The sequence below is a fragment of the Pantoea agglomerans NBRC 102470 genome (assembly GCF_001598475.1).
Classification (GTDB): Bacteria; Pseudomonadota; Gammaproteobacteria; order Enterobacterales; family Enterobacteriaceae; genus Pantoea; species Pantoea agglomerans.
This window is the reverse complement of the sequence record NZ_BCZA01000002.1, coordinates 534,660-560,384: the sequence shown is the minus strand read 5'-3', so window position 1 is coordinate 560,384 and position 25,725 is coordinate 534,660. Positions and strand designations below refer to the sequence as shown.

Below are 25,725 nucleotides of genomic sequence, written 5' to 3'. Positions count from 1 at the left end.
CGGAAAAGATAAAGCGGGTTAAATGTCACGTAAATCGCTGTACACTGCCTGCCGGGCCAGAGAGCATCAGGCTCTTAGCGTTTGATAGCTTTCGTTAATCAAATTGATAACGACTGCATATTAGATGTTGGCCCGGAAATTATGTAACCTGCATCACATATTTTAACGGAGGCCACCAGATGTCTATTATCAATACCAAAATCAAGCCGTTCAAAAACGCAGCATTCAAAAACGGCGAATTCATCGACGTAACCGAGAAAGACGTTGAAGGTAAATGGAGTGTGTTCTTCTTCTATCCAGCTGACTTCACCTTCGTCTGCCCGACCGAGCTGGGCGACGTGGCTGATCACTACGAAGAGTTCCAGAAACTGGGCGTAGATATCTACTCCGTTTCTACCGATACCCACTTTACCCACAAAGCCTGGCACGGTTCTTCTGACACCATCGCGAAAATCCAGTACACGATGATCGGTGATCCGACTGGCGCGCTGACCCGTAACTTCGAAATTATGCGCGAAGACGAAGGTCTGGCTGACCGTGGTACCTTTATCGTTGACCCGGAAGGCGTTATCCAGGCAATCGAAATCACTGCTGAAGGCATTGGCCGTGACGCCTCTGACCTGCTGCGCAAAGTGAAAGCGGCTCAGTACGTGGCTTCTCACCCAGGTGAAGTGTGCCCGGCTAAATGGAAAGAAGGTGATGCAACACTGGCTCCGTCTCTGGACCTGGTTGGCAAAATCTAATTCCGCTTCGGCCTTTCGACCATTCTCCAATCGGGTGCTGCGGCACCCGATTTTTTGACCAGGATATCACTATGCTCGACACAAATCTGAAAACCCAGCTCAAGGCTTACCTTGAGAAATTAACCAAACCTGTTGAGTTGATTGCCACGCTGGACGAAGGTGCAAAATCAACCGAGATCCGTGAACTGTTGGTTGATATCGCCGGTTTGTCTGACAAAGTCAGCTTCCGCGAAGAGAACGATCGTCAGGTGCGTAAGCCCTCATTTCTGATCACCAACCCAGGTTCGAACAGCGGCCCGCGTTTTGCCGGTTCACCTCTGGGTCACGAATTTACCTCACTGGTGCTGGCACTGTTACAGACCGGTGGGCATCCGTCGAAAGAAGCACAAAGCCTGCTGGATCAGATTGCCGCGCTGGACAGCGACTTCCATTTCGAAACCTACTATTCACTCTCATGCCATAACTGCCCTGACGTCGTACAGGCGCTGAACCTGATGGCGGTGATTAACCCGCGCATCAGCCACACCGCTATCGACGGTGGCTTGTTCCAGAACGAGATTCAGGAACGTAACGTGATGGGCGTGCCAGCGGTTTACCTCAATGGTAAAGAGTTTGGTCAGGGTCGCATGAGCCTGGCGGAAATCGTCAGCAAAGTGGATACCAATGCCGACAAACGTGCAGCGGAAGAGCTGAACAAGCGTGACGCCTATGAAGTCCTGATTATCGGCAGCGGCCCGGCGGGCGCAGCGGCAGCCATCTACTCAGCACGTAAAGGTATCCGTACCGGCCTGCTGGGTGAGCGTTTTGGCGGCCAGGTGCTGGACACGGTCGATATCGAAAACTATATCTCCGTACCGAAAACCGAAGGGGCAAAACTGGCCGGTTCACTGCGCGCACACGTGGATGATTACAACGTAGACGTCATTGAAAGCCAGAGCGCCATCAAACTGATCCCGGCAGCGAAAGAGGGCGGAATGCACGCCATCGAAACCGCCTCCGGCGCAGTATTGAAATCACGCAGCATCATCCTGGCGACCGGCGCACGCTGGCGTAACATGGGCGTGCCGGGTGAAGAAGAGTATCGCACCAAAGGCGTGACCTACTGCCCACACTGCGATGGCCCGCTGTTTAAAGGCAAACGCACGGCGGTGATCGGCGGCGGTAACTCCGGCGTGGAAGCGGCCATCGATCTGGCCGGTATCGTTGAACACGTTACGCTGCTGGAGTTTGCTGGTGAGATGCGCGCCGATCAGGTGCTGCAGGATAAGCTGCGCAGCCTGAAGAACGTGGATGTGATCCTGAACGCCCAGACCACCGAAGTGAAAGGCGACGGTACCAAAGTCACCGGCCTGCACTATATCGATCGCACGACGCAGACCACTCATGAGCTGCCGCTCTCCGGTATCTTCGTTCAGATTGGTCTGTTGCCAAACACCCCATGGCTGGAAGGTGCGGTTGAGCGCAACAAAATGGGTGAGATCATCATCGATGGTAAATGCGAAACCAGCCTGAAAGGCGTGTTCGCCGCGGGCGACTGCACCACCGTACCGTACAAGCAGATCATCATCGCCAGCGGCGAAGGTGCTAAAGCCTCACTGAGTGCTTTTGACTATCTGATTCGTACCAAATCGGCAGAGTAACATTTAGTTAGCCATACAATAGCCCTTCAGCACGTGTGCTGAGGGGCTTTTTTGTTAATAGCCCGCCAGCGTCATCAGCATCATCCAGATTGGCGTTGTAACCGCCGCAAACACGGTAGAATAGAGCATGCTCGCCGCCGCCGGGCCGGTAATGACATTGAACTTCTGCGACATCAGATAGACGTTAACCCCGACTGCCATCGATCCCAGCAGCACCACCACTTTACTCTCCAGCGGCGGCAGATCGGTCAGCCACGCGATAGCCCATACCGTCATCGGTTGCAGCACCAGCTTCAGCAGGCAGATGGTATAGCTCTCTTTTAAGCCATCCCGCACCCGATAGTGTGCCAGGCTCATGCCCAGCGTCACCAGCGACAGAGGTGCAGCCAGTGAGGCCAGCATCTTTAGCGGTTCAGCGGCCAGCAGCGGCAAGGGACGTTGCAGAAAGCTCCAGGCTGTACCGCTGAGAATACCGATGATCAGCGGATTCTTCAGCACGCCGAGCAGGGTGCGCCAGAGTCCTTCCAGCGAGAAGCTGCCCTGTTTTGCCCACTCGACCGAAACGGTCAGTAAGGTCCAGAGGATCAGGCTGTTAAAAACCAGCACCAGCGCCACCGGGGGCAGGGCTTCTGGCCCCAGCAGTACCGTGGCCACCGGGATCCCCAGCATCACGTTATTGGAAAAGATGCCGCCCAGCGCAAAAACCGACGCCGCTACGCCATCCAGATTAAACAGCCTTGTTGCCAGCAGTCGCCCCACGATAAACACCAGCAGGCAACTGCCGAAAAAGGCCAGCAACAGGCGCGCATCCACCGGCGGACTTTGCGAGAAGGTGCTCATTACCCGAAACAGCATGCAGGGCAGAGCAACGTTAAACACAAAGCGGTTCATCCCTTCGCTGATGCTGGCGGGCCATTTCCCGAGGCGCGTCAGGCAGTACCCCAGCAGGATCAGGATAAACAGCGGGGCTGACAGGTAAATTTGATGGCTTAAGCTTTCAAACAGCAGTGGCATAGAGAGAGTCTGGTCAGACGATGATTAGTTACCAGACTAACAAATTGCTAACTAACTGTTAACCTGAACTGTGTCCGGAATGACCGTTGCCGGGACGCTAACCTAACCAGCGGCGCGCCTGCCGATCGCTGATGTCGCGATAATAGACCCGGTGAATAATTTCGCCACAGCCTGTGCAACGGGCGGAGATATAGGTGGAGAGGTACTGTCTGCCATTGGGTGCCACGGCACCCCTGCGTTCAATATTAATATCCTGCCATCGATGGCGGTGTGGAATAAGCGCTAAAAATCGCATCATACATCCTGAATAGTATGAAGTTCCGCTTCAGGAGTTTTCTAACCCCATGAAATAAAGTGTTTTTTACGATGATGCTGCAAGCAGGTTAATTATTATGGGGTAACCAGAGTCACTGCGGGAAATATTACCCATCCGGGTAATAAGCGGGACTACCTATAAAGAGGTATCTCGTTAACCCGCAGCATTAAGCCTTTTTTTGCACCCTCAGGCGTTGATCGGGATCATGTGAATTGTTTCAGCTCTGATTATTTCCCAGGCGGGAGTCGCTTGCTTTCGCTGCGCGGCTTGCCTATGCTGCAAGCCGTAAGATGACTCGGGGTGCCGCTTTCCACACGGAAAGGGCTGAGAAAAACCCGCTGACCTGAACTGGATAATGCCAGCGTAGGGAAGTCTGATGCCTGACCGCATTCGCCTTCTTGTTCGCCGGTTGGGAGCTACCATGACACATCAATCTCAACACCTTTCTGCCGCGCACTTCGCGCCCATTCTGCACGCTTTCCGGCGCCAGTCACCGCTGGTGCACTGTATGACCAATGACGTGGTCCAGAACTTCACCGCCAACGTGTTGCTGGCACTCCATGCCTCACCGGCGATGGTGATCGATGCCGCTGAGGCTGCCCAGTTCAGTAGCATGGCCGATGCACTGCTGATTAACGTGGGCACCTTAACCCGCGATCGCCAGCAGGCGATGCAGGCTGCCGTCACCGCGGCTAATCAGGCGGGCACGCCCTGGACACTCGATCCGGTTGCCGTCGGCGCGCTGACGCTGCGCAGTGACTTCTGCCAGCAGTTGTTAAACCAGCAACCGGCGGTGATTCGGGGGAATGCGTCAGAGATTCTGGCGCTGGCACAACAGGCCAGCGGCGGGCGCGGTGTCGACACGCTGCATCAGGCGGATGCCGCACTCGATGCGGCCCAACAGCTCGCGGAAACCTGGAGCACGCTGGTGGTCGTCACCGGTGAAGTGGACTACGCCACCGATGGTCAGCGACTCCTTGCTGTACACGGTGGAAACCCCTCAATGACACGGGTAGTCGGGACCGGCTGCGCCCTCTCGGCAGTGGTGGCGGGTTTCAGCTCTCTGCCTGGCGATCGGCTGATGAATGTCGCGGCCGCCTGTCAGGTGATGGCGCTGGCGGGTGAAAAGGCAGCGGCGCAGGCTGCCGGCCCCGGCAGCTTTGCCACGGCGTTTATTGATGCACTCTGGACGCTGGAGGGTAATCATGAAGCGTATTAACGCTCTGACGATTGCGGGTACCGATCCCAGCGGCGGCGCAGGGATTCAGGCCGATCTCAAGACCTTCTCCGCTCTGGGAGCCTATGGCACCAGCGTCATCACCGCGCTGGTGGCACAGAACACCTGCGGCGTGCAGTCGGTTTATCGCATTACGCCTGACTTTGTTGCTGCCCAGCTCGATTCGGTGCTCAGTGATGTGCGCATCGACAGCGCAAAAATTGGCATGCTGTCAGAAACAGCTATCGTGGAGCAGGTTGCGGCCCGGCTGAGCAATGCGGCAATCCCGTTTATCGTGCTGGACACGGTCATGGTTGCGAAAAGTGGTGATGCGCTGCTCTCGCCAGACGCCGTAGCCAGTGTTCGGGAGCTGTTATTGCCGCAGGTCTCGCTGATCACGCCTAATCTGCCGGAAGCGGCGGCGTTGCTGGACTGCGCCATTGCGGCAGATGAAAAGGAAATGCGCGAGCAGGGACGGGCATTGCTGGCACTGGGCTGTCAGGCCGTGCTGATGAAGGGCGGTCACCTTGCGGCGGCAGAGAGCCCGGACTGGCTGATCACGCACTCAGCAGAGCAGCGATTCAGTACGCCGCGCGTGAATACCCGTCATACGCACGGCACCGGCTGTACGCTGTCGGCAGCCTTAGCCGCGTTGCGACCACGTCATGCTGACTGGGCAGAGACGATTGGGGAAGCCAAAAACTGGTTACAGCAGGCGTTGCTACAGGCGGATTCGCTGGAGGTCGGGAAGGGTATCGGGCCGGTTCACCATTTTCATCAGTGGTGGTAACGACGAAGGCCCGCATCGACCTGGTAATCAGGTGGTGCGGGCGGTTTCAGGTTCAGGGTGCTTCAAACCAGGCGCTGTTACGCTCGGCAATCGGGGTGATAGAGAAGATCATCTCCTGCAGATGACGACGCATTGCCGCTTCGGCTGCATCGGCGTCATGACGCTTCAGCGCCGCAAAAATCTCTTCATGCTGCTCAATCAGCTTGTCCGGTGGAGAGACTTCACTCAGCGTCAGAAACCGCACCCGGTCCATGGCCGCTTTGATGTTCTCCACCGTTTCCCAGGCCAGCTTACAGTCAATGCTTTCAGCAATCAGGCGATGAAACTCATCGTCCAGAGTGAGAAAAGCCTGGCTGTCATGCCGTTCAGCGGCCATGCGCTGTAGCTGCAGGTTATGCTCCAGTGCCATCAGAGCCGGATCATCAATCTCCAGTGCCGCACGGCGAACCACCGACACCTCGACTGCCTCCCGGATAAAGCGGCCATCCGCCACCCGCTTAGCGGAGATTTTGCGCACGAAAGTGCCACGCTGCGGCAATACCTGTACCAGTCCGGCTTCGGCCAGCTTGATGAACGCTTCACGCACCGGCTGGCGTGAAACGTTGAAGCGCGCGGACACCTCTTTTTCCGAGAGCAGCGAGCCCGGCTGAATTGCGCAGGTGACGATATCTTTGCGCAGATACCGGTAAATCTGCTGATTTACCGGTTCGCTGGTAGTAATGGTATAGGCGATCGACATGCAGCAATATCCATATTACGGCTGGCAGGGGCCAGCGCGATGGGAAAGTGTCAGTCTAATCAGCGCGCTGCATCTGCGCCAGCGCTTTGTCACCAGGCTGTTATGCCTGACTCATACACTGTTGCACCGTCGCCCGCGCGCCCTGAGTCGTCAGTTGCTGGTAATACGTCGTCAGTCGGGCCACCAGATCGGCGTTCTGCGCTAAATCTTCGCCAAAGATGTCGCGCAGACCCAATAGCGCACGGACACGCGCTTCGCCTTCTTCGCTACCGGCAACCGTCTCTGCCAGCGTGGCTTTCAGCGGATCGCGGATCTCAATCGGTTGACCCTGTTCATCGACGCCGCCGACATAGCGCATCCAGCCTGCCACGCCCAGCAGCAGCAGGTCGCAGCGGCTGCCGCGCTGCAGGTGCCAGCGCAGACTGTCGAGCATGCGTTGTGGCAATTTTTGCGATCCGTCAGTGGCGATTTGATATGTGCGATGTTTAATGGCACGGTTTTCGTAACGGGCGATAAGCGAATCGGCATAGGCGTTGAGATCCACGCCCTGGGTACGCAGCGTCGGCGCCTGTTCATCGATCATCAGTGAACGGGCGGCAGCGCGGAAATGGGAATCGGCCACGCAGTCGCTTATGTATTCATAACCTGCCAGGAAGCCGAGATAGGCCAGGAAAGAGTGGCTGCCATTGAGCATGCGCAGTTTCATCTCTTCATAGGGCAGAACGTCACTGACCAGTTCTGCGCCCGCTTTTTCCCACGCCGGACGGCCATTGACGAAGTTATCTTCAATCACCCACTGAAAAAAGGGCTCCGCTTCAACCGCAACCGGGTCATCGGAACCCAGACGCGCGCCTAGTGCCGCAAACGCCGCATCGGTCATGGCCGGAACGATACGATCCACCATGGTGGAGGGGAAGGTAATGTGTTGCTGAATATAGTCTGCCAGGGCCGGATCCTGATGCTGTGCCAGTTGTACAACAACGTTGCGGGTCACGTGACCGTTTTCCGGCATGTTGTCACAGGACATCACGCTAAAGGCGGGTAAGCCCTGATCCCGTCGGCGGCGAATTGCGGCCAGAATCAGACCGGGTAGCGAACGCGGCGAATCAGGATTCTGCAGGTCATGCACGATGTCAGGGTGATCGGGATTTAAATTGCCACTGGCTGGCTGGTGACAATAGCCTTTCTCGGTGACAGTCATGGAGACAATCGCCACCTCAGGCTGGCTCATGGCATTGATCACCGCCTCAATACCGTCACTTTTGCCGTGCAGTGCCTGAGTAATGACGCCAATCACCCGGGTATGCAATGAATCATCGGCCATCTCGGTGAGGGTATAAAGCAGATGCTGCTCTCGCAGGGCCTCAATCAACGCGCCGCTGTTGAGGTTCACTTCACAATATCCCCAGTCGCTGCCCTGTTCAGCCAGCTTATCGCTGCAGAGCGCCTGATGGGCGCGGTGAAATGCACCAAAACCGATATGTACCATGCGGGTTTTTAACTGGCTGCGGTCGTAAGCGGGGCGCTTGACTTCAGCGGGCAGGCGATCAATCTGTAACATAGTCCATCCTTATGGCAAACGGGGCGCAAAGCGCCCCGAAATCATACATCTGTTAGCGAAACAACACTCAGACCGAAACCGGTTTATCCTGGGTTTTCGGACTGCGAATCACAAATAACACCAGGAAGGCGCCCAGCGCGGCAACACAGCCCGCCAGGATAAAGGCGCTATCGAATTTACCGGTGTGATGAACAATAAACCCGGTGACGATGGGCCCGATGATGCCGGAGAGGCTACCCACCAGATGGATAAAGCCGCTGATGCTGCCGATACGGCTCTTGTGCACCACATCCTGAATAATCGCCCAGTAGATTGCGCCGGTGATATAGAGAAAGAAAATCGACACCGACATCATAATTACCGCAGGCACCACATCTTTTATCGTACCCGCCAGCGCCACACAAATTGCGGCGGCCAGCAGTGAGACCACCAGCACAATTTTGCGGGACAACAACAGCTTGCCGGTGATGTTAAAGATCTTATCGGAGATCCAGCCACCCAGCGCCAGGCCAACGAAACCGACGATCCACGGGATCATAGTGGTGATGCTCATCGATTTGATATCCAGGCCGTGCGCCTGCACCAGGTAGGCCGGGAACCAGCTCAGGAAGAAGAACAGAATGTAGTTGTAGCAGAAGAAGGCAAAAGCGGTGACCAGGATAATCGGCTGGCGCAGGTAGTAGCCAAACGGATGTGACGTTTCCGACAGATCAACTTCATCATTCGGATTCGTTGCTTTCAGGCGATCAATCAGCAGACGTTCCTCTTCGCTGACGCGCTTGCTCTTCGCCGGATTGTCAGCGGCGAAGAAGAGCCAGAATGCCATCCACACCAGACCGATGCAGCAGACAATCACGAACGCCGGACGCCAGCCATAGGCGAGCGCCAGATAACCAATGATCGGGCCAGCGACCGCACCACCTAAAGGTGATCCGGCACTCAGTAAGCCCATGGCCGTCGCGGCCTGTTTTTTCGGGAACCAGCCGTTAATCGCTTTGTTGGCCGAGGAGCAGATCGGGCCTTCAGCCATGCCGAACAGCACACGCAGGATCAGCAGTGACCAGAAGCCGGTGGCCAGTGCGGTCATGCCGCAGAAAATGGACCAGGCTCCTACCGCCACAGCCAGCACGATTTTAGGGCCATAGCGGTCAGTAGCAAGGCCGCCAAGGAAGTTAAACAGGGCATAGCCAAAGAAAAAGCTGCCGAAGATCATGCCAAACTGCTCAGCATTGATCGCCAGATCTTTTTCCACCAGCGGCACCGTCAGCGACAGGGCGACACGATCGAGGTAGTTAATCATGTAAACCAGGAACAGCAGCAAAACGAGGGTCCAGCGCAGATTCTTGAACATACAAACTCCGTGATCTGTTTTATCTTTATAGTCATGCCGGCGGGTACGCACCGGCTGAGGAGACCTGGTGTTCAGCGGATAATTAACCCATCTGAAGTATGACTTTGCAGCAGGTGCGCGGATCTTTTTCAAACAGGGTCATCGCACGCTCAATCTCCTGCAGCGGGAAGTAGTGCGTGACCAGTTTCTCTGGCTGGATTAACCCTTTTTCCATCCATTCGATCACCTGGGGGAAACGATTGCTGTTAAGACGTGAGGTAAACAGCGACAGCTCCTTGCTGGTCAGGCTCTGCTGAGTAATGCTGCACGGCTCGCCGGAGAAACCCAGCAGGCCAATGCGCGCGGCCGGTGAGGCGAGGGCAGCTGCTTCAGCCAGAATGGTGGGATGGCAGGCCGCGTCGATAATCAGCGTAGGCTGCACGCCCTCAAGCTGTGCCGCCAGCGGGATTTCGCTGTTATCGAACAGTTGATCCGCACCGCTCTGCTCTGCAAGTGCCAGCCTTTCCGGCAGGCGATCCACCACCATCACCTTTTTAACCTTATAGACGCCCTTCAGCACCTGAATCGCAGTGAGCCCCATCGGACCGGCACCGTAAATCAGCGCCACATCGTCTGGCTGCGGTTTGAGAAACGCGGTGATATTGGCGGCGATAGTGAAAGGCTCAACCAGACTGGCGAGCCGATCGGGGATGCTGTCCGGCAGGGAAAAGGCATTTTTTGCCGGAGCCAGCGCAAACTCGCTGAAGCCGCCATCACGGTGCACGCCAATCACCTGCAGTGTGGTACAAACATTGGGACGGCCCACCGAGCAGGGATAGCAGCTGCCGCAGCTCACCACCGGATCCACCGCCACGCGGTCGCCCAGCCGGGCCGGATCAACACCGTCGCCCACCGCGTCAATGACGCCGAAAAATTCGTGACCAATTACCCGTGGATATTTCGCGAACGGGTTATGCCCGTGCCAGATATGCACATCAGAGCCGCAGATACTGGCATAAGCCACTTTGACCCGGACTTCGCCCGCCGCAGGTTGTGGCAGCGGACGTTCAGCCACCACCAGTTCACCCGGCTGTTCAATAACAACGCTTTTCATCAGCTTCTCCTTACCAGTTCCACAGGGTGCCATCTTCAAGACGGGCGACCGGGAGATAGGCAGGTTCATAGGGATATTTCGACGCCAGTTTCTCGTTGAATTCAATGCCGAGACCGGGTTTGTCGCCTGGATGCATGTAGCCCTGGTCAAAGGTCCAGTTAGCATCAAACAGCTCCATCATCTGTTCGGAGAAGCCCATGTACTCCTGCACACCGAAGTTCGGCACCCAGAGGTCAAAGTGCAGTGCAGCCGCCATGCAAACAGGGGAGAGATCAGAAGGACCGTGCGAGCCGGTGCGCACCTGATAGAGCGAGGCAAAATCAGCGATACGCCGCATACCGGTAATGCCGCCCGCATGCGTAATGGTGGTGCGGATGTAGTCGATCAGCTGTTCTTCAATCAGCTGCTTACAATCCCAGATGCTGTTGAACACTTCACCCACGGCAATCGGCGTAACGGTATGCTGGCGGATCAGGCGGAAGCACTCCTGATTCTCAGCAGGCGTCGGATCTTCCATCCAGAAAAGGCGATAATCTTCCACGCTCTTGCCGAAACGCGCCGCTTCAATTGGCGTCAGGCGATGATGCATGTCATGCAGCAAGTGCTCGTCGAAACCAAACTTGTCACGGATGGCGGCGAACAGTTTCGGGGTGAAATCGAGGTATTTCTCGGTTGACCAGAGCTGCTCTTCCGGCCAGTTACCTTTGGTTGCAGGCTCATAGGCCAGACCTTTGCCTTTCGCCATGCCGTAGGTGGTTTTCATGCCCGGGACGCCGCACTGCGCGCGAATCGCTTTGAAGCCCAGCTCTTTGTGCTTCGCGTAGTCATCCATCACTTCATCAATAGAGTGGCCGGTGGTGTGGCAATAGACCATCACGCCGGTGCGTGATGCGCCACCCAGCAGCTGATACACCGGCATATTGGCGGCTTTGCCTTTGATATCCCACAGTGCCATATCGACGGCCGAGATAGCGGACATGGTGACCGGGCCACGACGCCAGTAAGCGCCCTTGTAGAAATATTGCCAGATGTCTTCGATCTGATGCGCATCGCGTCCAATCAGCTGCGGGCAGACGTGATCTTTCAGGTAGGAGGCGACCGGTAATTCACGGCCATTCAGCGTTGCGTCGCCAATGCCGGTCAGACCCTGATCGGTGGTGATCTTTACGGTGACAAAGTTTCTGCCTGCGCAGGTTACAAATACTTCTGCCTTAACAATTTTCATCCTGGTTGCCTTAAGTCAGCGTTCAATGATGAAAAAGTACGCTCTTTAATACTACCATACAAGTTAGGGTGGCAGAGTTGTGAACGGAATCACAGAGTGTTTACATTGTCTGAAAACGGCGATTAAGGCGTCATAAAGCGAGGCAGCAGGGGGAATGTTACGAACAAAATAGGCGCTATTGGCAGCAATAAAAAAGGGGCTTTCGCCCCTGATGTTGGTTCAGGCAAGCAGCGCGCACTGCGGCGGCAGGCGGCAGCTCAGCGCGCCCGCCATCACCTCAATCACGAATTCGCGCCCGGAAAGCGGCTCGCCATCAAGGTTAAAGGTCATCTCATGCGGAGAACGGATCGTCAGTGACTCCAGTTGCGTGGTGACGATGCCGGGATTGTCATCGTCGCCGGTCAGCGAGTGCAGCAGGGTAGGCAGCAGCTCCTGTGCGGTGACAATACTGACGTCCAGTCTGCCATCGTTGATCAGGGCAGAAGGGCACAACCGCTGACCGCCGCCCGCCTGACGACCATTACCGATACCGATCACCAGCGCATCACCCTGCCAGGCGAAATCGGGGCCGCTAATCTCGCAGGTATCCGGTTTCAGCGTATCCATGCGCATCAGGCCGTGAATAAAGTAGGAGACGCCACCCAGCGCCGACTTCAGCTTTTCCGGGGTTTCAGTCGTGATACGGGTACCAAACCCGCCGGTCGCCATATTGATGAAGTAGTGGCTCTGGTTTACCCTGGCCAGATCGATGGCACTGGCTTTGCCCTGAATCGCCAGTCGCAGTGCCAGTTCCATCTCTTCCGGGATGCCGACGCTGGTGGCAAAATCGTTGGCGGTACCCAGCGGCAGGATGCCCAGCACCGGGCGATGATCCGCTTCAGAAGAAGCCAGCGCTGTCGCAATTTCATTGATGGTGCCATCGCCGCCACCCGCCACCACGGTCGCGGCCTGCAGTGCAATGGCCTCTTTGACGTACCGATCGCCGTCACCTTTTTCAAACGTGACACGCACCGCAATGTCGAAGCCTTCTTCACGCAGGGTCGTAATAGCTTCGCGCAGATCATCATTACCCGCGCCTTTCCCATTCAGGATGAGCAGCGTAAGCGGTTTATTATCCATTTTGCGTTCCTTGAAGATCTACAGAGTAAGAAGGGATTTATAACACAGCTGCCAGCAGTAAATTATTGGCGAAAGAGAGAAAAAAGAAAACCCGCACGGGGGAGCCGGGCGGGTAAATGAGGTGGTTCCTGGTAAATCTGCCGTTTGTTGTTACTCGTTAGCAGCAGGCGGGACTATAAAGCAGCACCGCGCAAGGGTCTGTGATCCTGTTCTGATTTCCTCAAAATGTTTCCGTTGGTAAACGATTATGAGGGTCCCGGGTATCTTCACCGTGATCAAAGTTGCGCAGCAGCAGTGCAAAACGCAGATCCACCTCCTCTGGCACCCGCAGCCAGACGCGATGGCCATCGCCCGGCGCAACTTCAGTGGGTTCGCCGCGCGCATTCTGCAGCGCGTCCAGCTGGCAATTCAGGTTCCCCTGAGGCGTCATGATCTCCACGCTGTCGTGCAGCATAAACTTATTCTTCACCGCCACTTCAGCCCATTCGCCCCGGCGTTCACCGGTGAATTCGCCGACAAACTGCTGGCGGTCGGACACCGAAAAGCCCTGCTGATAATTCTGGTAGCTGTCGTGAGTGTGGCGGCGCAGGAAGCCTTCGGTATAGCCACGATGTGCCAGGCCTTCCAGGGTTAACAGCAGTGAGGGATCAAACGGCTTACCGGCAGCGGCATCATCAATCGCCCGGCGATAAACCTGAGCGGTGCGGGCGCAGTAGTAGTAGGACTTGGTGCGTCCCTCAATCTTCAGCGAATGAACGCCCATCTCGCTGAGCCGCTCCACGTGCGCAACCGCGCGCAGATCCCGCGAGTTCATGATGTAGGTGCCGTGCTCATCTTCGAACGCGCTCATCACCTCGCCGGGCTTCATCTTCTCTTCCAGCAGAAACACCTTGTCGGTGGGCTGACCAACGCCCAGCGTTGGCGTCACATCCTGTACGGCGACAGGCGTGTGGATACCAACGATATTCCCCACCTCATCCTGCTGACCCTCCGCCACTTTATACTCCCAGCGGCAGGCGTTGGTGCAGGTTCCCTGATTCGGGTCGCGTTTGTTCATATAGCCGGAGAGCAGGCAGCGACCGGAGTAGGCCATGCAGAGCGCGCCATGGACAAAGACTTCCAGCTCCATCTCCGGGACCTGCTGGCGGATCTCGGCGATCTCCTCCAGCGACAGCTCGCGTGACAGAATCACCCGGCTCAGCCCCATCTGCTGCCAGAATTTAACCGTGGCCCAGTTAACCGCATTGGCCTGCACCGACAGATGAATAGGCATCGTCGGGAAAGCGTCGCGCACCAGCATAATCAGGCCGGGATCGGACATAATCAGCGCGTCGGGCTGCATCGCCACTACCGGCGCTAAGTCACGAATAAAGGTTTTCAGCTTGGCGTTGTGCGGCGCAATGTTCACCACCACGTAGAATTTTTTACCCAGCGCGTGCGCTTCACTGATGCCCAGTGCGAGGTTTTCGTGGGTGAATTCGTTGTTGCGCACCCGCAGGCTGTAGCGCGGCTGGCCGGCATAGACGGCATCGGCACCATAAGCAAACGCGTAACGCATGTTCTTCAGGGTGCCAGCGGGGGAAAGCAGTTCGGGTTTCATGATTTTCTCACTGATGTCAGGTCAGCATGTCGCCTCAGGCGGCAGGTGCAGGGCAGTTAAGCCCTGCAAAAGGTGCGGAATTGTAGGCAGTGAGAAAAGGGAAGTAAATTGATCGGGATCAAACTAGATCAAATGACAGGCATCGGCTTCCCAGCGATAGCCCATGCCGTAGACGGCGCGGATAAAAGGTTGCTCGCTATCGAGAGTCTCCAGCTTGCGCCGCAGGTTCTTTATATGGCTGTCGATGGTGCGGTCCGTGACCACGCGGTAGTCATCATAGAGATGGTTAAGCAGCTGTTCGCGTGAAAAGACCTTGCCCGGCTCCAGCGACAGCGTTTTCAGCAGACGGAACTCCGCCGGCGTGAGATCCAGCGGCTTGTCGCGCCAGCTGGCGAAGAAGCGGCTCTCATCGACGCGAAGTAACGAGGCGCTTTGCGGCTCTTCCGCCGACCGTTTTACCCGGCGCAGAATCGTTTTAACTCGCGCCACGACTTCACGCGGGCTGAAGGGTTTACAGATGTAGTCATCCGCGCCCAGCTCCAGCCCCAGCAGCCGATCGATCTCCTCGGTGCGGGCGGTGACCATAATAATCGGCAGTTCGGAATGACGACGGATTTCACGGCACAGCGTTAAACCGTCGGTGCCTGGCAGCATCAAATCCAGCAGCATCAGGTCGGGTGGCGTCTGGCGCACATACTCCAGCACCGCGTTACCGTCGGCGATGTGATGGGTACGGTAGTTCGAGGCATGCAGATAATCGATCATCAGCTGCGCCAGTTTCGGCTCATCTTCGACCACCAGAATCAGCGGGTCGTGGTTTTCCAGGCTCATAAGCGTCTACACAAGGGGAACATAGCGCAAGTGTAGCGCGATTTTCAGTCCACCTAAATCAGAGTGCGCCGCATGAATATCGCCGCCATGCGCGTCAGCGATATTTTTACAGATGGCCAGTCCCAGGCCCGAGCCACCGCTGGCGCGATTGCGCGAGCCTTCGGTGCGGAAGAAGCGCTCAAAAATCTGGGCCTGATGTTCCCCATCCACGCCCGGTGCGCTGTCATCAAACTCGATGCGCCAGTTGGGTGCCTCATAGTTCAGCGTCACTTCAACCCGGCCCCCGCTGTCGGTGTAGCGCAGGCTGTTCTCCAGCAGATTAGTGAACAACTGCATCAGGCGGTCGGGATCGCCAAAGAAGGGGGCGTTATCGGGCAGATTGAGTTTCAGCGTCAGCCCGTGTGCACGATAGCGTTCGGCAAAGCTGCCTGCCGTCACTTCCAGCAGCTGCACCAGATCGGTTGCCTGTTTGCGGTAGGCAAGGGCGCCCTCATCGGACAGCGACAGCTGATGCAGATCGTCGACCAGCTTGGTCAGCACCACCACTTCGCTTTGTAGCGAGGCGATCGCTTCCGGCGTCAGTTTGCGCACGCCATCCTGCATCGCTTCCAGTTCACCGCGCAGGATCGCCAGTGGTGTGCGTAATTCATGGGAGATATCGGCCATAAAGGCGCGGCGCATGCTCTCATTTTTCTCCAGCGAGCTGGCAAGGAGGTTAAAGTCCCTGGCCAGCTGGCCCAGCTCATCCCGGCTGCTGACCTCAACGCGGGTGGCAAAATTACCGGCCGCCAGATGATGGGTGCCGTCAACCAGCCGTTTGACCGGAGCCAGCAGACCGCGCGCCATCAGCCAGGTTGCCAGCGCCGCCAGCAGCGTGGACAGCCCGACGATAATCCAGCTGGTGCGCCGCTGCTGCTGATCAAAGTTAATGTCGGTGCTGCGCGTCAGCCGCTCCGGCGGCGAGCCGATGACCCAGCCGACCACTTTATTATTGCTGGTGGTGATATTGCGTCGCGTGCCTTCGGGCGGCACCGGCGATTTTGGCCCGGCCAGCACTTTATATTGCTGATCGAGGATCCAGAACTGGGTGCGCCAGCCGTGCGGCGGCAGCTGACTGTTACTGTCGGGATTCTGCTCCAGCGAACGCAGCATGGTGAACACCAGCCGGTCGTTGTGGCGCAAAAAATCCCAGTTGCCGTGCTGCTCATACTGATCGGCCAGGGCATCACTGAGCAGATTTAACCGCTGCTCGTTGCCGCGCTTAATGTAGTCGACAAAGCCATGCTCGAAACTGAGGCGAACCCCCCAGTGCATGGTAATCAGCACCAGCATGCAGGTGGCGAAAATCGCCATAAACAGTTTGGCCCCGATGCCCAGGCGCAGGTTATCTCTCATTTTTTTCTCCGGCGTCGCAAATCAACGTTGGTACTCACCTGTGGCGGCACGCGCCAGAACACCAGCGCGGGCAGGATGATAATCAGCGACATGCAAAGGTAGGTATAAATAAACATCTGATGTTCCGCCGTGCTGTTTGCTGCGCTCTCCTGAGCAAATGCCCCCAGCAGCAGCCCGGCCACGGTAACGCCGATACTCATCGACAGCTGCATAATCATCGACAGCAGGCTGTTGCCGCTGGACGCCAGCTCATCGGGCAGCTCCTTCAGCGTCAGGGTATTCATTGAAGAGAAGCGGATGGCGTTGACCATGCCCTGCAGAAACAGCACCAGTGGCAGCAGCCAGACCCAGCCCAGAATTGCCACCAGCGGGAACAGCAGGACCACCAGCGCCAGCGCCACGGTCGACATCACCAGCACGTTGCGGTAGCCATAAAGATTGACGATGCGCACCACAATGCGTTTCATCCCCATATTCCCCAGCACCATCGGAATCATCATCAGACCGGCATGAAACGGGCTGTAACCCATGCCGAGCTGCAGAAAGATAGGCGTCATAAAGGGCAGCATGCCGCTGCCGATGCGGCCGGTAAAACTGCCGAGCAGGCCGATGGAGTAGATGCGATTATCAAACAGCTTCAGGCTGAACAGCGCATTATCATTGCTGCGCGCATGCATCAGGTAGAACAGCAGAGAGAACATACCAATGAGGATCATGGCACCCAGCAGCAGCGGAGAGCCGCCACTGCTGCGCTGACCATCCAGCGCCAGCGTCAGGGTTGCCATTCCGGCGGCCAGCAGGATAAAACCGCCGAAATCAAAGCGCCGCGTCTGCATGCTGTAGTTGGGCATCAGCATCAGGGTGGCGATAGCGCCTGCAATGCCGACCGGGATATTGATCAGAAAGATCCAGTGCCAGCTGGCGTACTCCACCAGCACACCGCCCAGCGCCGGACCCAGCAGCGGGCCAATCTGGCCGGGCAGAGTGACAAACGTCATGGCGGACATATACTGCTCGCGCGGCACGATTTTCATCACCGTCAGGCGACCCACCGGCACCATCATGGCCCCGCCAATCCCCTGAACCACCCGCGACAGCACCAGCTGATCGAGGGTGCCGGAGAGGGCGCACAGCAGTGATCCCAGGCTGAACAGCACAATCGCGCAGAAGAAAATGTTGCGCACGCCAAAACGGTCGGCCAGCCAGCCGCTGACCGGCAGCATCACCGCCACCGTCAGCACGTAATAGACGATGACCGAGTGCATGTGCAGCGGGCTGACACCCAGATCGTGCGCCATCGACGGGATCGCGGTATTCACGATGGTGGTATCCAGCGTCTGCATAAAGAAGCCGATGGCAACAATCCACAGTTGCCAGCGGACGTTAGTGCTTTGCGTACTCATCGATCCCCCGATAAAGGCGTCACGTCCGATGCCTGCTGCCGCCATACCTGTTACGGCTGCTGCGCGGCGGCCAGCGGGCGTTTTTTACGGCGCAACTTATCCATCATTAAATAGACCACCGGCGTGGTGTAGAGCGTCAGCAGCTGGCTCATCACCAGCCCGCCTGCAATGGTAATCCCCAGCGGCTGACGCAGCTCTGCGCCGTCGCCGCTGGTCAGCACCAGCGGCAGTGCGCCAAACAGCGCCGCCAGCGTCGTCATCATAATCGGCCGGAAGCGCAACAGGCACGCCTGGAAAATCGCTTCCCGCGCGCTGAGCTGGCCGTTGCGCTCTGCCTCCAGCGCAAAATCGACCATCATGATGGCGTTCTTTTTCACGATACCGATCAGCAGCAGAATACCGATCAGCGCAATCAGGCTGAAGGGCGTATCGAACAGCTCCAGCGCCAGCAGCGCACCGACACCCGCCGAGGGCAGGGTAGAGAGGATCGTCAGCGGATGGACATAGCTCTCATAAAGGATCCCCAGCACGATATAGACCGCTGCAATCGCCGCCAGCATCAGCCAGAGCTGATTGCTTTGCGACTGCTGAAACACCTGCGCCGTACCGGCAAAGCTGCCGCGCACGCTGGAGGGCACGCCAATCGCGGTCATGGTGCGTTCAATTGCCTCCGACGCCTGCGACAGCGACACCCCTTCCGGCAGGTTAAATGAGATGGTCGAGGCGGCAGACAGCCCTTCATGATTGACCGAGAGCGGCGCATTCGCGGGCTGCCAGTGGGCGAACCACGACAGCGGAATCGCTTTACCTTCGCTGTTTATCACGAACATCTGCGAAAGGGCGCTGATATCCTGGGTGTAGCGCGGATCGACCTCCATCACCACTTTGTACTGGTTAAGCGGCTGATAGATGGTGGAGATCTGACGCTGACCAAAGGCGTTATTCAGCAGGGCATTGGCCTGAGAGACATCGATGCCAAGCCGCGCCATGCTTTCCCGGTCATAGGTCAGCGCCATCTCGCTGCCTTTATCCTGCTGATCGGAGTTCACATCCGCCAGCTGCGGCAGGGCAGAGAACGCCTGACGGATTTTTGGCTCCCACTCACGCAGGGCGTTGAGGTCGTCCGACAGCAGGGAATATTGATAACCGGCATTCGATTCCCGACCGCCGACGCGCAGATCCTGCACCGCATTCAGATAGAGACTCGCCCCGGGTTCTTTCGCCAGCTTGTTGCGCAGGCGGGCGATAATCTCCACTGCGCTCTCTTTCCGCTCTGACAGCGGCTTCAGCGAGATAAACATGGAGCCGCTGTTGGTACGCATACCGCCGGTGAAGCCCACCACGCTCTCCACCGCCGGATCGGCCCCGACAATCTCCATAAAATCCTGCAATTTACTGCGCATCGCCTGAAACGAAATGCTTTGGTCGGCAGAGATGAAACCGGAAAGTCGTCCGGTATCCTGCTCCGGCATAAAGGTTTTCGGAATATGAACAAACAGCCAGCCGGTAAGGACGATGGTGGCGAAAAACAGCACCATCACCCAGCGCGCATGGTTCAGTACCACGCTAAGCGAGCGGCCATAGCCCTGCTGGATCGCCATCAGCAGCCGGCCTGCGCCGCGCTGACGCGGCTGACTGCGCGGCGCGTGCGGCTTCAGCAGATAGGCGCACATCACCGGCGTCAGGGTGACCGAGATAAACAGCGAGATGACGATAGCCACCGACAGCGTAATGGCAAATTCTGAGAAGAAGCGGCCAATCAGTCCGCCGATCATTAGCAGCGGCAGGAACACGGCAATCAGTGACAGGCTCATCGACAACACGGTAAAGCCGACTTCACGCACCCCTTTCAGCGCGGCGGCCAGCGGCTTCATGCCCGCTTCTACGTGTCGGGCAATGTTCTCCAGCACTACAATCGCATCATCCACCACAAAGCCGGTGGCGATGGTCAGCGCCATCAGCGACAGATTGTTGAGGCTGAAGCCACACAGATACATCGCGGCAAAGGTGCCGATCAGTGAAACCGGCACCGCGACGGCGGGGATCAGCGTGGCGCGGCCTGAACGCAGGAAAACAAACACTACCAGAATCACCAGCGCCACGGCGATCACCAGCGACTGCTCCACCTCATGCAGCGAGGCGCGAATGGTGGGTGAGCGATCCTGAGCGATCTGCAGATCGATGGCGGCCGGGATCACCTCATGCAGCAGCGGCATTTCGGCGCGGATGCGGTCCACCGTATCGATGACGTTGGCTTCAGGCGTTTTGCGGATCAGCAGCAGCACCGCCGGTTTACCGCGCGACATCCCGGCGTTGCGTACGTCCTGCACTGAATCTTCGACTGTCGCCACATCCGACAGCCTGACCGCCGCGCCGTTGTTGTAATGCACTATCAGCGGCTGATACTCACTGGCGGTCTGCAGCGCGTCATTGGTACGCAACTGCCAGCGCTGCTGCGAATCATCCAGTGCGCCCTGCGGCCGTCGCTGATTGGCGTTGGAAATGGCGGTGCGCACCGCATCCAGCGAGACGCCCTGATTAAACAGCGCCTGTGGATTCAGGGCCACGCGGACCGCAGGCAGCGAGCTGCCGCCCACGGTGACGTCGCCCACGCCCTCAATCTGTGACAGTTTCTGCGCCAGCTGGGTCGAGGCGTAATCGTAGAGCTGACCCGGATTATAGGTATCCGAAGTCAGCGTCATGATCATAATCGGCGCATCTGAAGGGTTCACTTTGCGATAGGTCGGGCGCGACGGCATCCCGGTAGGCAGCAGGCTTTGCGCCGCGTTAATCGCGGCCTGGACATCGCGCGCGGCTCCGTTGATGTCGCGATCAAAATCAAACACCAGAATGATGCGGGTGCTGCCCAGCGAACTGGTGGAGGTCATTTCACTGACGCCCGCGATGCGTCCCAGCGAGCGCTCCAGCGGCGTGGCCACCGACGACGCCATGATCTCCGGTGCGGCACCCGGCAGCGAAGCCGAGATAACGATCACCGGAAAATCAACCTGCGGCAGCGGCGCCACCGGCAGCAGCCGGAAACCCAGCATCCCCGCCAGTGCGATGGCCAGCGTCAGCAGGGTGGTGGCGACGGGCCGGTTGATGAACAGGGCAAAGAACTTCACTCTGCGGCCTCCGTGCGGGCAAAGCGGCGGCGGGTGGCGTGCGCCAGTCGATCAAACAGCAGGTAGATCACCGGGGTGGTAAACAGGGTCAGCACCTGGCTCAGAATCAGCCCGCCGACCATGGCAATCCCCAGCGGATGACGCAGTTCGGCACCGACGCCGGTGCTGAGCATCAGCGGCAGCGCGCCGAGCAGGGCGGCCAGCGTGGTCATCAGAATCGGGCGGAAGCGCAGCAGGCAGGCCTGATAGATGGCATCAACAGGCTTCATACCCTGTTCACGTTCGGCCGCCAGCGCAAAGTCGATCATCATGATGGCGTTCTTTTTAACGATGCCGATCAGCAGGATGATGCCGATTATCGCCACGATATCCAGCTCATTGCCGCTGAGCATCAGCGCCAGCAGCGCGCCGACACCCGCCGTGGGCAGCGTTGAGAGAATCGTGATGGGGTGAATAAAGCTTTCATAAAGCACGCCCAGCACGATGTACATCGCCACAATGGCCGCCACAATCAGCCAGACGGTGCTGCTCAGCGCCGCCTCAAACGCCAGCGTGCTGCCCTGGAACTGCGTCATCAGCTCTGCGGGCATGCCAAGCTCGGCTTCAGCCTGCGACACCGCTTTCACCGCATCTTCCAGCGAATAGCCGTCAGCCACGTTGAAGGAGAAGGTCGCCGACGGGAACTGGTCGAGATGATTAATGCTGAGCGGCGTGTTGCGCTGTTCAATGCGGGCAATGGCGCTCAGTGGTACGCTGCCGCCGTCGCTGCTGTTAAGGCGAATCGCATTCAGGCTCTCCATGCCTGGAGTGGCACTATTGTCCTGCTCCAGCACCACCCGATACTGGTTCGCCTGGGTATAAATGGTGGAGATGAGCCGCTGACCAAAGGCGTTGTACAGCGCGTTATCGACATCCGCCATGCTGATGCCGAGGCGGCTGGCGCTGTCGCGGTCCACTTTGACATAGGCTTCCAGTCCTTGATCCTGCCAGTCACTGCTGACATCGCGCAGCTGTGGCAGGGTACTGAGACGGGTCAGCAGCGCCGGAACCCAGGTGCTGAGCGACGACAGTGAACCCGATTGCAGCGTGAACTGATAGGGCGTGCGGCTCGCCTGGGTATCGATGGTGAGATCCTGCACCGCCTGCAGCCACAGCTGCACGCCCGGTACCTCACTGACCTGCTGTTGCAGGCGCTGCTGAATGGCAGGAATGCGGTCGTCGCGTTGATCCAGCGGTTTGAGGTTGATCTGCAGACGCGCGCTGTTCAGCGAGGCATTGGTGCCATCCACGCCGACAAACGAAGTCATGCTCTCCACTGCCGGATCTTTCATGATGATGGAGGCGACATCGCGGGTGCGCTGCGCCATGCTGGCATAGGAGACCGACTGCGGTGCCTGCAGCGTGCCCTGAATAATGCTGTTGTCCTGCTGCGGGAAAAAGCCTTTCGGGATGATCATCCACAGCACCAGCGTCAGCACCAGGGTGCCAAGCGCCACCGACAGCGTGAGCCAGGGATGATTAAGTACCCGTTTCAGGCCGCGGCCATAGGCGGCCACGATACGATCAAACATCGCTTCGCTGGCCCGCGAAAAGCGGTTCTGTTTGCGCAGCGACTCCGCGCTCAGCATCCTGGCGCACATCATCGGCGTCAGGGTCAGTGACACCACCGCTGAAATCAGAATCGCCACCGCCAGCGTCACGGCAAATTCGCGGAACAGACGGCCGATCACGTCGCCCATAAACAGCAGCGGGATCAGGACCGCAATCAGCGAGAAGGTGAGGGAGATGATGGTAAAGCCGATCTCGCCGGCACCTTTCAGCGCGGCGATCAGCGGCTTTTCCCCTTTCTCGATATAGCGTGAGATGTTCTCAATCACCACGATGGCATCATCGACCACAAAGCCGGTGGCGATGGTCAGCGCCATCAGCGTCAGGTTGTTAATTGAAAAGCCGAGGAAGTACATCGCCGCGAAGGTGCCGATCAGTGACAGAGGCACCGCAACCGCCGGGATCAGCGTGGCGGGCACGTTGCGCAGAAACAGATAGATAATCATCACCACCAGCGCCATCGCCAGCATCAGCTCATACTGCGTGTCGTTGACCGAAGCACGAATATTGGTGGTGCGGTCGGTGAGCAGTTTAACCTCCACCGACTTCGGCAGGGCTGCGGTCAGGGCGGGCAACATGGCACGGATATTATCTGCTGTGGCGATGATATTGGCACCAGGCTGACGCTGAACGTTGAGCACAATCGCCGCATCGCGGTTGGCCCAGGCGCCGAGCCAGCTGTTTTCTGCTCCCTGTTCTATGGTCGCCACGTCGCCAAGACGCACCGGTGCGCCGTTTTTGTAGCTGATAATCAGCTGGCGATAATCCTCCGCTGATTTCATCTGATCATTGGCTGACAGGGTAACTGAGCGGGTCGGACCATCCAGGCTGCCTTTGGCCGAATTTACGTTGGCATTGCTGATGGCGGTCCGCACCGTTTCGCTGGTCAGACCCAGCGCAGCCAGCGCCTGCGCATTCATTTTCACCCGCACCGCCGGACGCTGACCGCCCGATAGCGTCACCAGTCCGACGCCGCTGACCTGAGAGATTTTCTGCGCCACCCGCGTTTCCACCATGTCCTGCACCTGCGTCAGCGGCATGCTGCGCGTGGTGACGGCAAGCGTCATGATCGGTGGATCGGCAGGATTCACTTTGCTGTAGACCGGCGGATTAGGCAGGTCGTTGGGCAGCAGGTTAGTGGCGGAGTTAATGGCAGCCTGCACCTCCTGCTCTGCCACATCCAGCGGCAGCGTCAGCTGGAACTGCAGCGTCACCACCGAGGCACCGCCGGAGCTTTGCGACGCCATCTGTTTCAGGCCAGACATCTGACCAAACTGGCGCTCAAGCGGCGCGGTGATGGAGGAGGTGACCACATCCGGGCTGGCACCCGGATAGAGCGTGACGACCTGGATCGTCGGATAGTCGACTTCCGGCAGCGCCGAGACCGGCAGGAAGCGGTAGCCCAGCACCCCGGCCAGCAGGATCGCAATCATCAACAGCGTGGTGGCGACCGGCCGCAGGATAAACTGGCGTGACGGTCCGCCACTGTGATCGGGAGGCATGACCTGCATTACTCACGCTCTCCTTTTGACGGCAGGGTGGCGCGGGTAGCGCGCGGTGCGTTGCTCTGCGGCGCGACCACCTCGACTTTTGCGCCTTCCGTCAGGCGATCCAGCCCATCGGTCACGACGCGTTCGCCCGCCTCCAGACCGGCGCTGACCACCACTTTCTCGCTATCCTGCAAGCCGGCAATCACGCTTTTCTTGCTGACCTTGTTGTCGCTGTTAACCACCCAGACAAAGTTGCCTTCGTTGCCCATCTGCAGCGCGGCAGGTGGGATAACAATCGCATCCTGCAGGGTGTTGACCTTCAGCCGCACATTCACGAACTGATTGGGGAACAGCGTGTCGTCCTGATTATCAAAACGCGCTTTGATTTTGATGGTACCGGTGGTGACATCAATCTGGTTATCGAGGCTCAGCAGTTTGCCATTGGCGATCAGATTCTGATTACTGCGATCCCAGGCTTCCACCAGCAGCGGCTCACCGCTTTTCTGCGCCTTGAGTATGGAACTGATGCTGTTCTCAGCCAGGGTAAAAACCACATCAATCGGGTGCGTCTGGGTGATCACCACGATACCGGTGGTGTCGCCGCTGGTGACGTAGTTGCCGACGTCCACCTGTTTCAGCCCGACCCGGCCGGCAATCGGCGCGGTGATCCGGCTGTAGGTAAGATTGAGCTGCGCACTGGCGACGCTTCCCTCATCCGCTTTCAGCGTGCCGAGCGTTTCACTGACCAGTGAGCGCTGGGTATCCAGCTCCTGTTGCGACACCAGCGAGGTTTTTGCCAGCTTCTCGAAGCGTGCCAGGTCACGACGGGCGTTGGCCAGCGTCGCCTGATCTTTCGCCAACTGGCCCTGTGCCTGCGTTAACGCCACCTGATAAGGCCGCGGGTCGACTTCTGCCAGTAGCTCGCCCGCTTTCACCTGCTGCCCTTCGGTGAAGTGGATTGCCAGCAGATCGCCATTGACCCGGCTGCGCACCGTGGCCGTGTTAGCCGCGGTCACCGTACCCAGTCCACTCAGATAGTGCGGCACGCTCTGGCTGGTAGCCGTAGCGGCCTGAACCGGCGCGAGGGGACGACGGGCACCGTCACCGCCGCCTTTGCCGCCACGTGGCGCAGGTGCGTCACTCTGACTGCTGCTCTGCGGCTGGGCATGGCGCTGCCAGGCATAATAGCCGCCAGCGGCCACGGCGATCAGGGCCAGCACGATAAGGGTTTTCTTCATAACAGGATGTCGGGTGCTCATGATTGTTGGTGCTCTCCAGCAGTGACGTAGTCCCAGGCGCAGGCATCAAATGGGTAGCCTGCAAACGACAGAGTGTAGCCGCCTCTGACGGGCAGAATTTGAAGGAAATAAGGATATCTGTCAGGGCGGGGTAATTATGCCTGTTCTTTCATTAATCGCATCACAATCGTCATAAAGCCGTGAAATCACTTTGCTATGCTGAAAGAC

General features: G+C 58.0%; 19 protein-coding genes and 1 riboswitch. Of the genes, 4 read left to right on the top strand and 15 right to left on the bottom strand.

The features are described 5' to 3' along the window. The first annotated feature begins 179 nt into the window (after window positions 1-179). Complete coding sequence (ahpC, locus tag PAG01S_RS06105) at window positions 180-743, top strand: alkyl hydroperoxide reductase subunit C (RefSeq protein ID WP_010248225.1); 564 nt, start codon at window positions 180-182, stop codon at window positions 741-743. Window positions 744-814: 71 nt separating this feature from the next. After that, on the top strand, window positions 815-2,383 hold the full coding sequence (gene ahpF / locus PAG01S_RS06100) for an alkyl hydroperoxide reductase subunit F (RefSeq protein ID WP_010248223.1): 1,569 nt from the start codon (window positions 815-817) through the stop codon (window positions 2,381-2,383). 54 nt (window positions 2,384-2,437) lie between these two features. Here the strand turns inward: ahpF and PAG01S_RS06095 are convergent, their stop codons facing one another. Further along, window positions 2,438-3,397 (bottom strand): AEC family transporter, encoded by a 960-nt coding sequence (locus tag PAG01S_RS06095; RefSeq protein ID WP_062758059.1) that lies wholly within the window; start codon window positions 3,395-3,397, stop codon window positions 2,438-2,440. A 97-nt stretch (window positions 3,398-3,494) separates the two neighbouring features. Beyond that, complete coding sequence (locus PAG01S_RS06090) at window positions 3,495-3,692, bottom strand: hypothetical protein (protein WP_010670995.1); 198 nt, start codon at window positions 3,690-3,692, stop codon at window positions 3,495-3,497. A gap of 307 nt (window positions 3,693-3,999) precedes the next feature. After that, window positions 4,000-4,100, top strand: a riboswitch (TPP riboswitch). A 34-nt stretch (window positions 4,101-4,134) separates the two neighbouring features. Between PAG01S_RS06090 and thiM the strand changes: the two genes are divergently transcribed. Continuing rightward, a complete protein-coding gene (thiM, locus tag PAG01S_RS06085; RefSeq protein ID WP_081114145.1) occupies window positions 4,135-4,932 on the top strand; it encodes a hydroxyethylthiazole kinase in 798 nt (265 codons plus the stop codon). Then, entirely contained in the window at window positions 4,919-5,719 is an 801-nt protein-coding gene (gene thiD, locus PAG01S_RS06080) for a bifunctional hydroxymethylpyrimidine kinase/phosphomethylpyrimidine kinase (protein WP_010670993.1), read from the top strand. The genes thiM and thiD overlap by 14 nt, the downstream gene beginning before the upstream one ends. A 52-nt stretch (window positions 5,720-5,771) precedes the next feature. Here thiD and PAG01S_RS06075 read toward each other — a convergent pair whose 3' ends face one another. From PAG01S_RS06075 to PAG01S_RS06015, 13 genes are all read right to left on the bottom strand, one after another. After that, a complete protein-coding gene (locus PAG01S_RS06075; protein WP_010248206.1) occupies window positions 5,772-6,458 on the bottom strand; it encodes a GntR family transcriptional regulator in 687 nt (228 codons plus the stop codon). Between the two features lie 100 nt (window positions 6,459-6,558). Next, entirely contained in the window at window positions 6,559-8,019 is a 1,461-nt protein-coding gene (locus PAG01S_RS06070) for a mannitol dehydrogenase family protein (RefSeq protein WP_062758056.1), read from the bottom strand. Between the two features lie 67 nt (window positions 8,020-8,086). Next, window positions 8,087-9,370: an MFS transporter gene (locus PAG01S_RS06065; RefSeq protein WP_010248200.1), complete on the bottom strand. Its 1,284-nt coding sequence runs from the start codon at window positions 9,368-9,370 to the stop codon at window positions 8,087-8,089. A gap of 82 nt (window positions 9,371-9,452) precedes the next feature. Continuing rightward, entirely contained in the window at window positions 9,453-10,463 is a 1,011-nt protein-coding gene (locus tag PAG01S_RS06060; RefSeq protein ID WP_033788256.1) for a Zn-dependent oxidoreductase, read from the bottom strand. A gap of 10 nt (window positions 10,464-10,473) precedes the next feature. Beyond that, entirely contained in the window at window positions 10,474-11,688 is a 1,215-nt protein-coding gene (manD, locus tag PAG01S_RS06055) for a D-mannonate dehydratase ManD (RefSeq protein WP_010670990.1), read from the bottom strand. 219 nt (window positions 11,689-11,907) lie between these two features. Then, window positions 11,908-12,807, bottom strand: coding sequence for a lipid kinase YegS (gene yegS, locus PAG01S_RS06050; protein WP_062758054.1), 900 nt, complete (start codon window positions 12,805-12,807; stop codon window positions 11,908-11,910). Between the two features lie 220 nt (window positions 12,808-13,027). Next, complete coding sequence (gene trhP, locus PAG01S_RS06045; protein WP_062758053.1) at window positions 13,028-14,410, bottom strand: prephenate-dependent tRNA uridine(34) hydroxylase TrhP; 1,383 nt, start codon at window positions 14,408-14,410, stop codon at window positions 13,028-13,030. 120 nt (window positions 14,411-14,530) lie between these two features. Then, on the bottom strand, window positions 14,531-15,238 hold the full coding sequence (baeR, locus tag PAG01S_RS06040) for an envelope stress response regulator BaeR (protein WP_010248188.1): 708 nt from the start codon (window positions 15,236-15,238) through the stop codon (window positions 14,531-14,533). Between the two features lie 6 nt (window positions 15,239-15,244). Next, window positions 15,245-16,633: an envelope stress sensor histidine kinase BaeS gene (baeS, locus tag PAG01S_RS06035; RefSeq protein WP_010670989.1), complete on the bottom strand. Its 1,389-nt coding sequence runs from the start codon at window positions 16,631-16,633 to the stop codon at window positions 15,245-15,247. Beyond that, the gene (locus tag PAG01S_RS06030; protein WP_010248184.1) at window positions 16,630-18,036 is read right to left on the bottom strand and encodes an MFS transporter; all 1,407 of its coding nucleotides are present in this window, start codon (window positions 18,034-18,036) and stop codon (window positions 16,630-16,632) included. Before PAG01S_RS06030 ends, baeS begins: the two co-directional genes overlap by 4 nt. Before the next feature lie 50 nt (window positions 18,037-18,086). Next, complete coding sequence (gene mdtC, locus PAG01S_RS06025) at window positions 18,087-21,161, bottom strand: multidrug efflux RND transporter permease subunit MdtC (RefSeq protein WP_031592105.1); 3,075 nt, start codon at window positions 21,159-21,161, stop codon at window positions 18,087-18,089. Further along, window positions 21,158-24,280, bottom strand: a complete 3,123-nt coding sequence (locus PAG01S_RS06020; RefSeq protein ID WP_062758051.1) for an MdtB/MuxB family multidrug efflux RND transporter permease subunit — start codon at window positions 24,278-24,280, stop codon at window positions 21,158-21,160. Before PAG01S_RS06020 ends, mdtC begins: the two co-directional genes overlap by 4 nt. After that, the gene (locus PAG01S_RS06015) at window positions 24,280-25,518 is read right to left on the bottom strand and encodes an MdtA/MuxA family multidrug efflux RND transporter periplasmic adaptor subunit (protein ID WP_062758050.1); all 1,239 of its coding nucleotides are present in this window, start codon (window positions 25,516-25,518) and stop codon (window positions 24,280-24,282) included. Before PAG01S_RS06015 ends, PAG01S_RS06020 begins: the two co-directional genes overlap by 1 nt. Between the last annotated feature and the right edge of the window lie 207 nt (window positions 25,519-25,725).

What these genes read in the sequence shown, in the direction of transcription:
- ahpC (WP_010248225.1), top strand. Translation starts at nt 180, where the DNA reads ATGTCTATTATCAATACCAAAATCAAGCCGTTCAAAAACGCAGCATTC.
- ahpF (WP_010248223.1), top strand. Translation starts at nt 815, where the DNA reads ATGCTCGACACAAATCTGAAAACCCAGCTCAAGGCTTACCTTGAGAAA.
- PAG01S_RS06095 (WP_062758059.1), bottom strand. Translation starts at nt 3,397, where the DNA reads ATGCCACTGCTGTTTGAAAGCTTAAGCCATCAAATTTACCTGTCAGCC.
- PAG01S_RS06090 (WP_010670995.1), bottom strand. Translation starts at nt 3,692, where the DNA reads ATGCGATTTTTAGCGCTTATTCCACACCGCCATCGATGGCAGGATATT.
- thiM (WP_081114145.1), top strand. Translation starts at nt 4,135, where the DNA reads ATGACACATCAATCTCAACACCTTTCTGCCGCGCACTTCGCGCCCATT.
- thiD (WP_010670993.1), top strand. Translation starts at nt 4,919, where the DNA reads ATGAAGCGTATTAACGCTCTGACGATTGCGGGTACCGATCCCAGCGGC.
- PAG01S_RS06075 (WP_010248206.1), bottom strand. Translation starts at nt 6,458, where the DNA reads ATGTCGATCGCCTATACCATTACTACCAGCGAACCGGTAAATCAGCAG.
- PAG01S_RS06070 (WP_062758056.1), bottom strand. Translation starts at nt 8,019, where the DNA reads ATGTTACAGATTGATCGCCTGCCCGCTGAAGTCAAGCGCCCCGCTTAC.
- PAG01S_RS06065 (WP_010248200.1), bottom strand. Translation starts at nt 9,370, where the DNA reads ATGTTCAAGAATCTGCGCTGGACCCTCGTTTTGCTGCTGTTCCTGGTT.
- PAG01S_RS06060 (WP_033788256.1), bottom strand. Translation starts at nt 10,463, where the DNA reads ATGAAAAGCGTTGTTATTGAACAGCCGGGTGAACTGGTGGTGGCTGAA.
- manD (WP_010670990.1), bottom strand. Translation starts at nt 11,688, where the DNA reads ATGAAAATTGTTAAGGCAGAAGTATTTGTAACCTGCGCAGGCAGAAAC.
- yegS (WP_062758054.1), bottom strand. Translation starts at nt 12,807, where the DNA reads ATGGATAATAAACCGCTTACGCTGCTCATCCTGAATGGGAAAGGCGCG.
- baeR (WP_010248188.1), bottom strand. Translation starts at nt 15,238, where the DNA reads ATGAGCCTGGAAAACCACGACCCGCTGATTCTGGTGGTCGAAGATGAG.
- baeS (WP_010670989.1), bottom strand. Translation starts at nt 16,633, where the DNA reads ATGAGAGATAACCTGCGCCTGGGCATCGGGGCCAAACTGTTTATGGCG.
- PAG01S_RS06030 (WP_010248184.1), bottom strand. Translation starts at nt 18,036, where the DNA reads ATGAGTACGCAAAGCACTAACGTCCGCTGGCAACTGTGGATTGTTGCC.
- PAG01S_RS06020 (WP_062758051.1), bottom strand. Translation starts at nt 24,280, where the DNA reads ATGCAGGTCATGCCTCCCGATCACAGTGGCGGACCGTCACGCCAGTTT.
- PAG01S_RS06015 (WP_062758050.1), bottom strand. Translation starts at nt 25,518, where the DNA reads ATGAGCACCCGACATCCTGTTATGAAGAAAACCCTTATCGTGCTGGCC.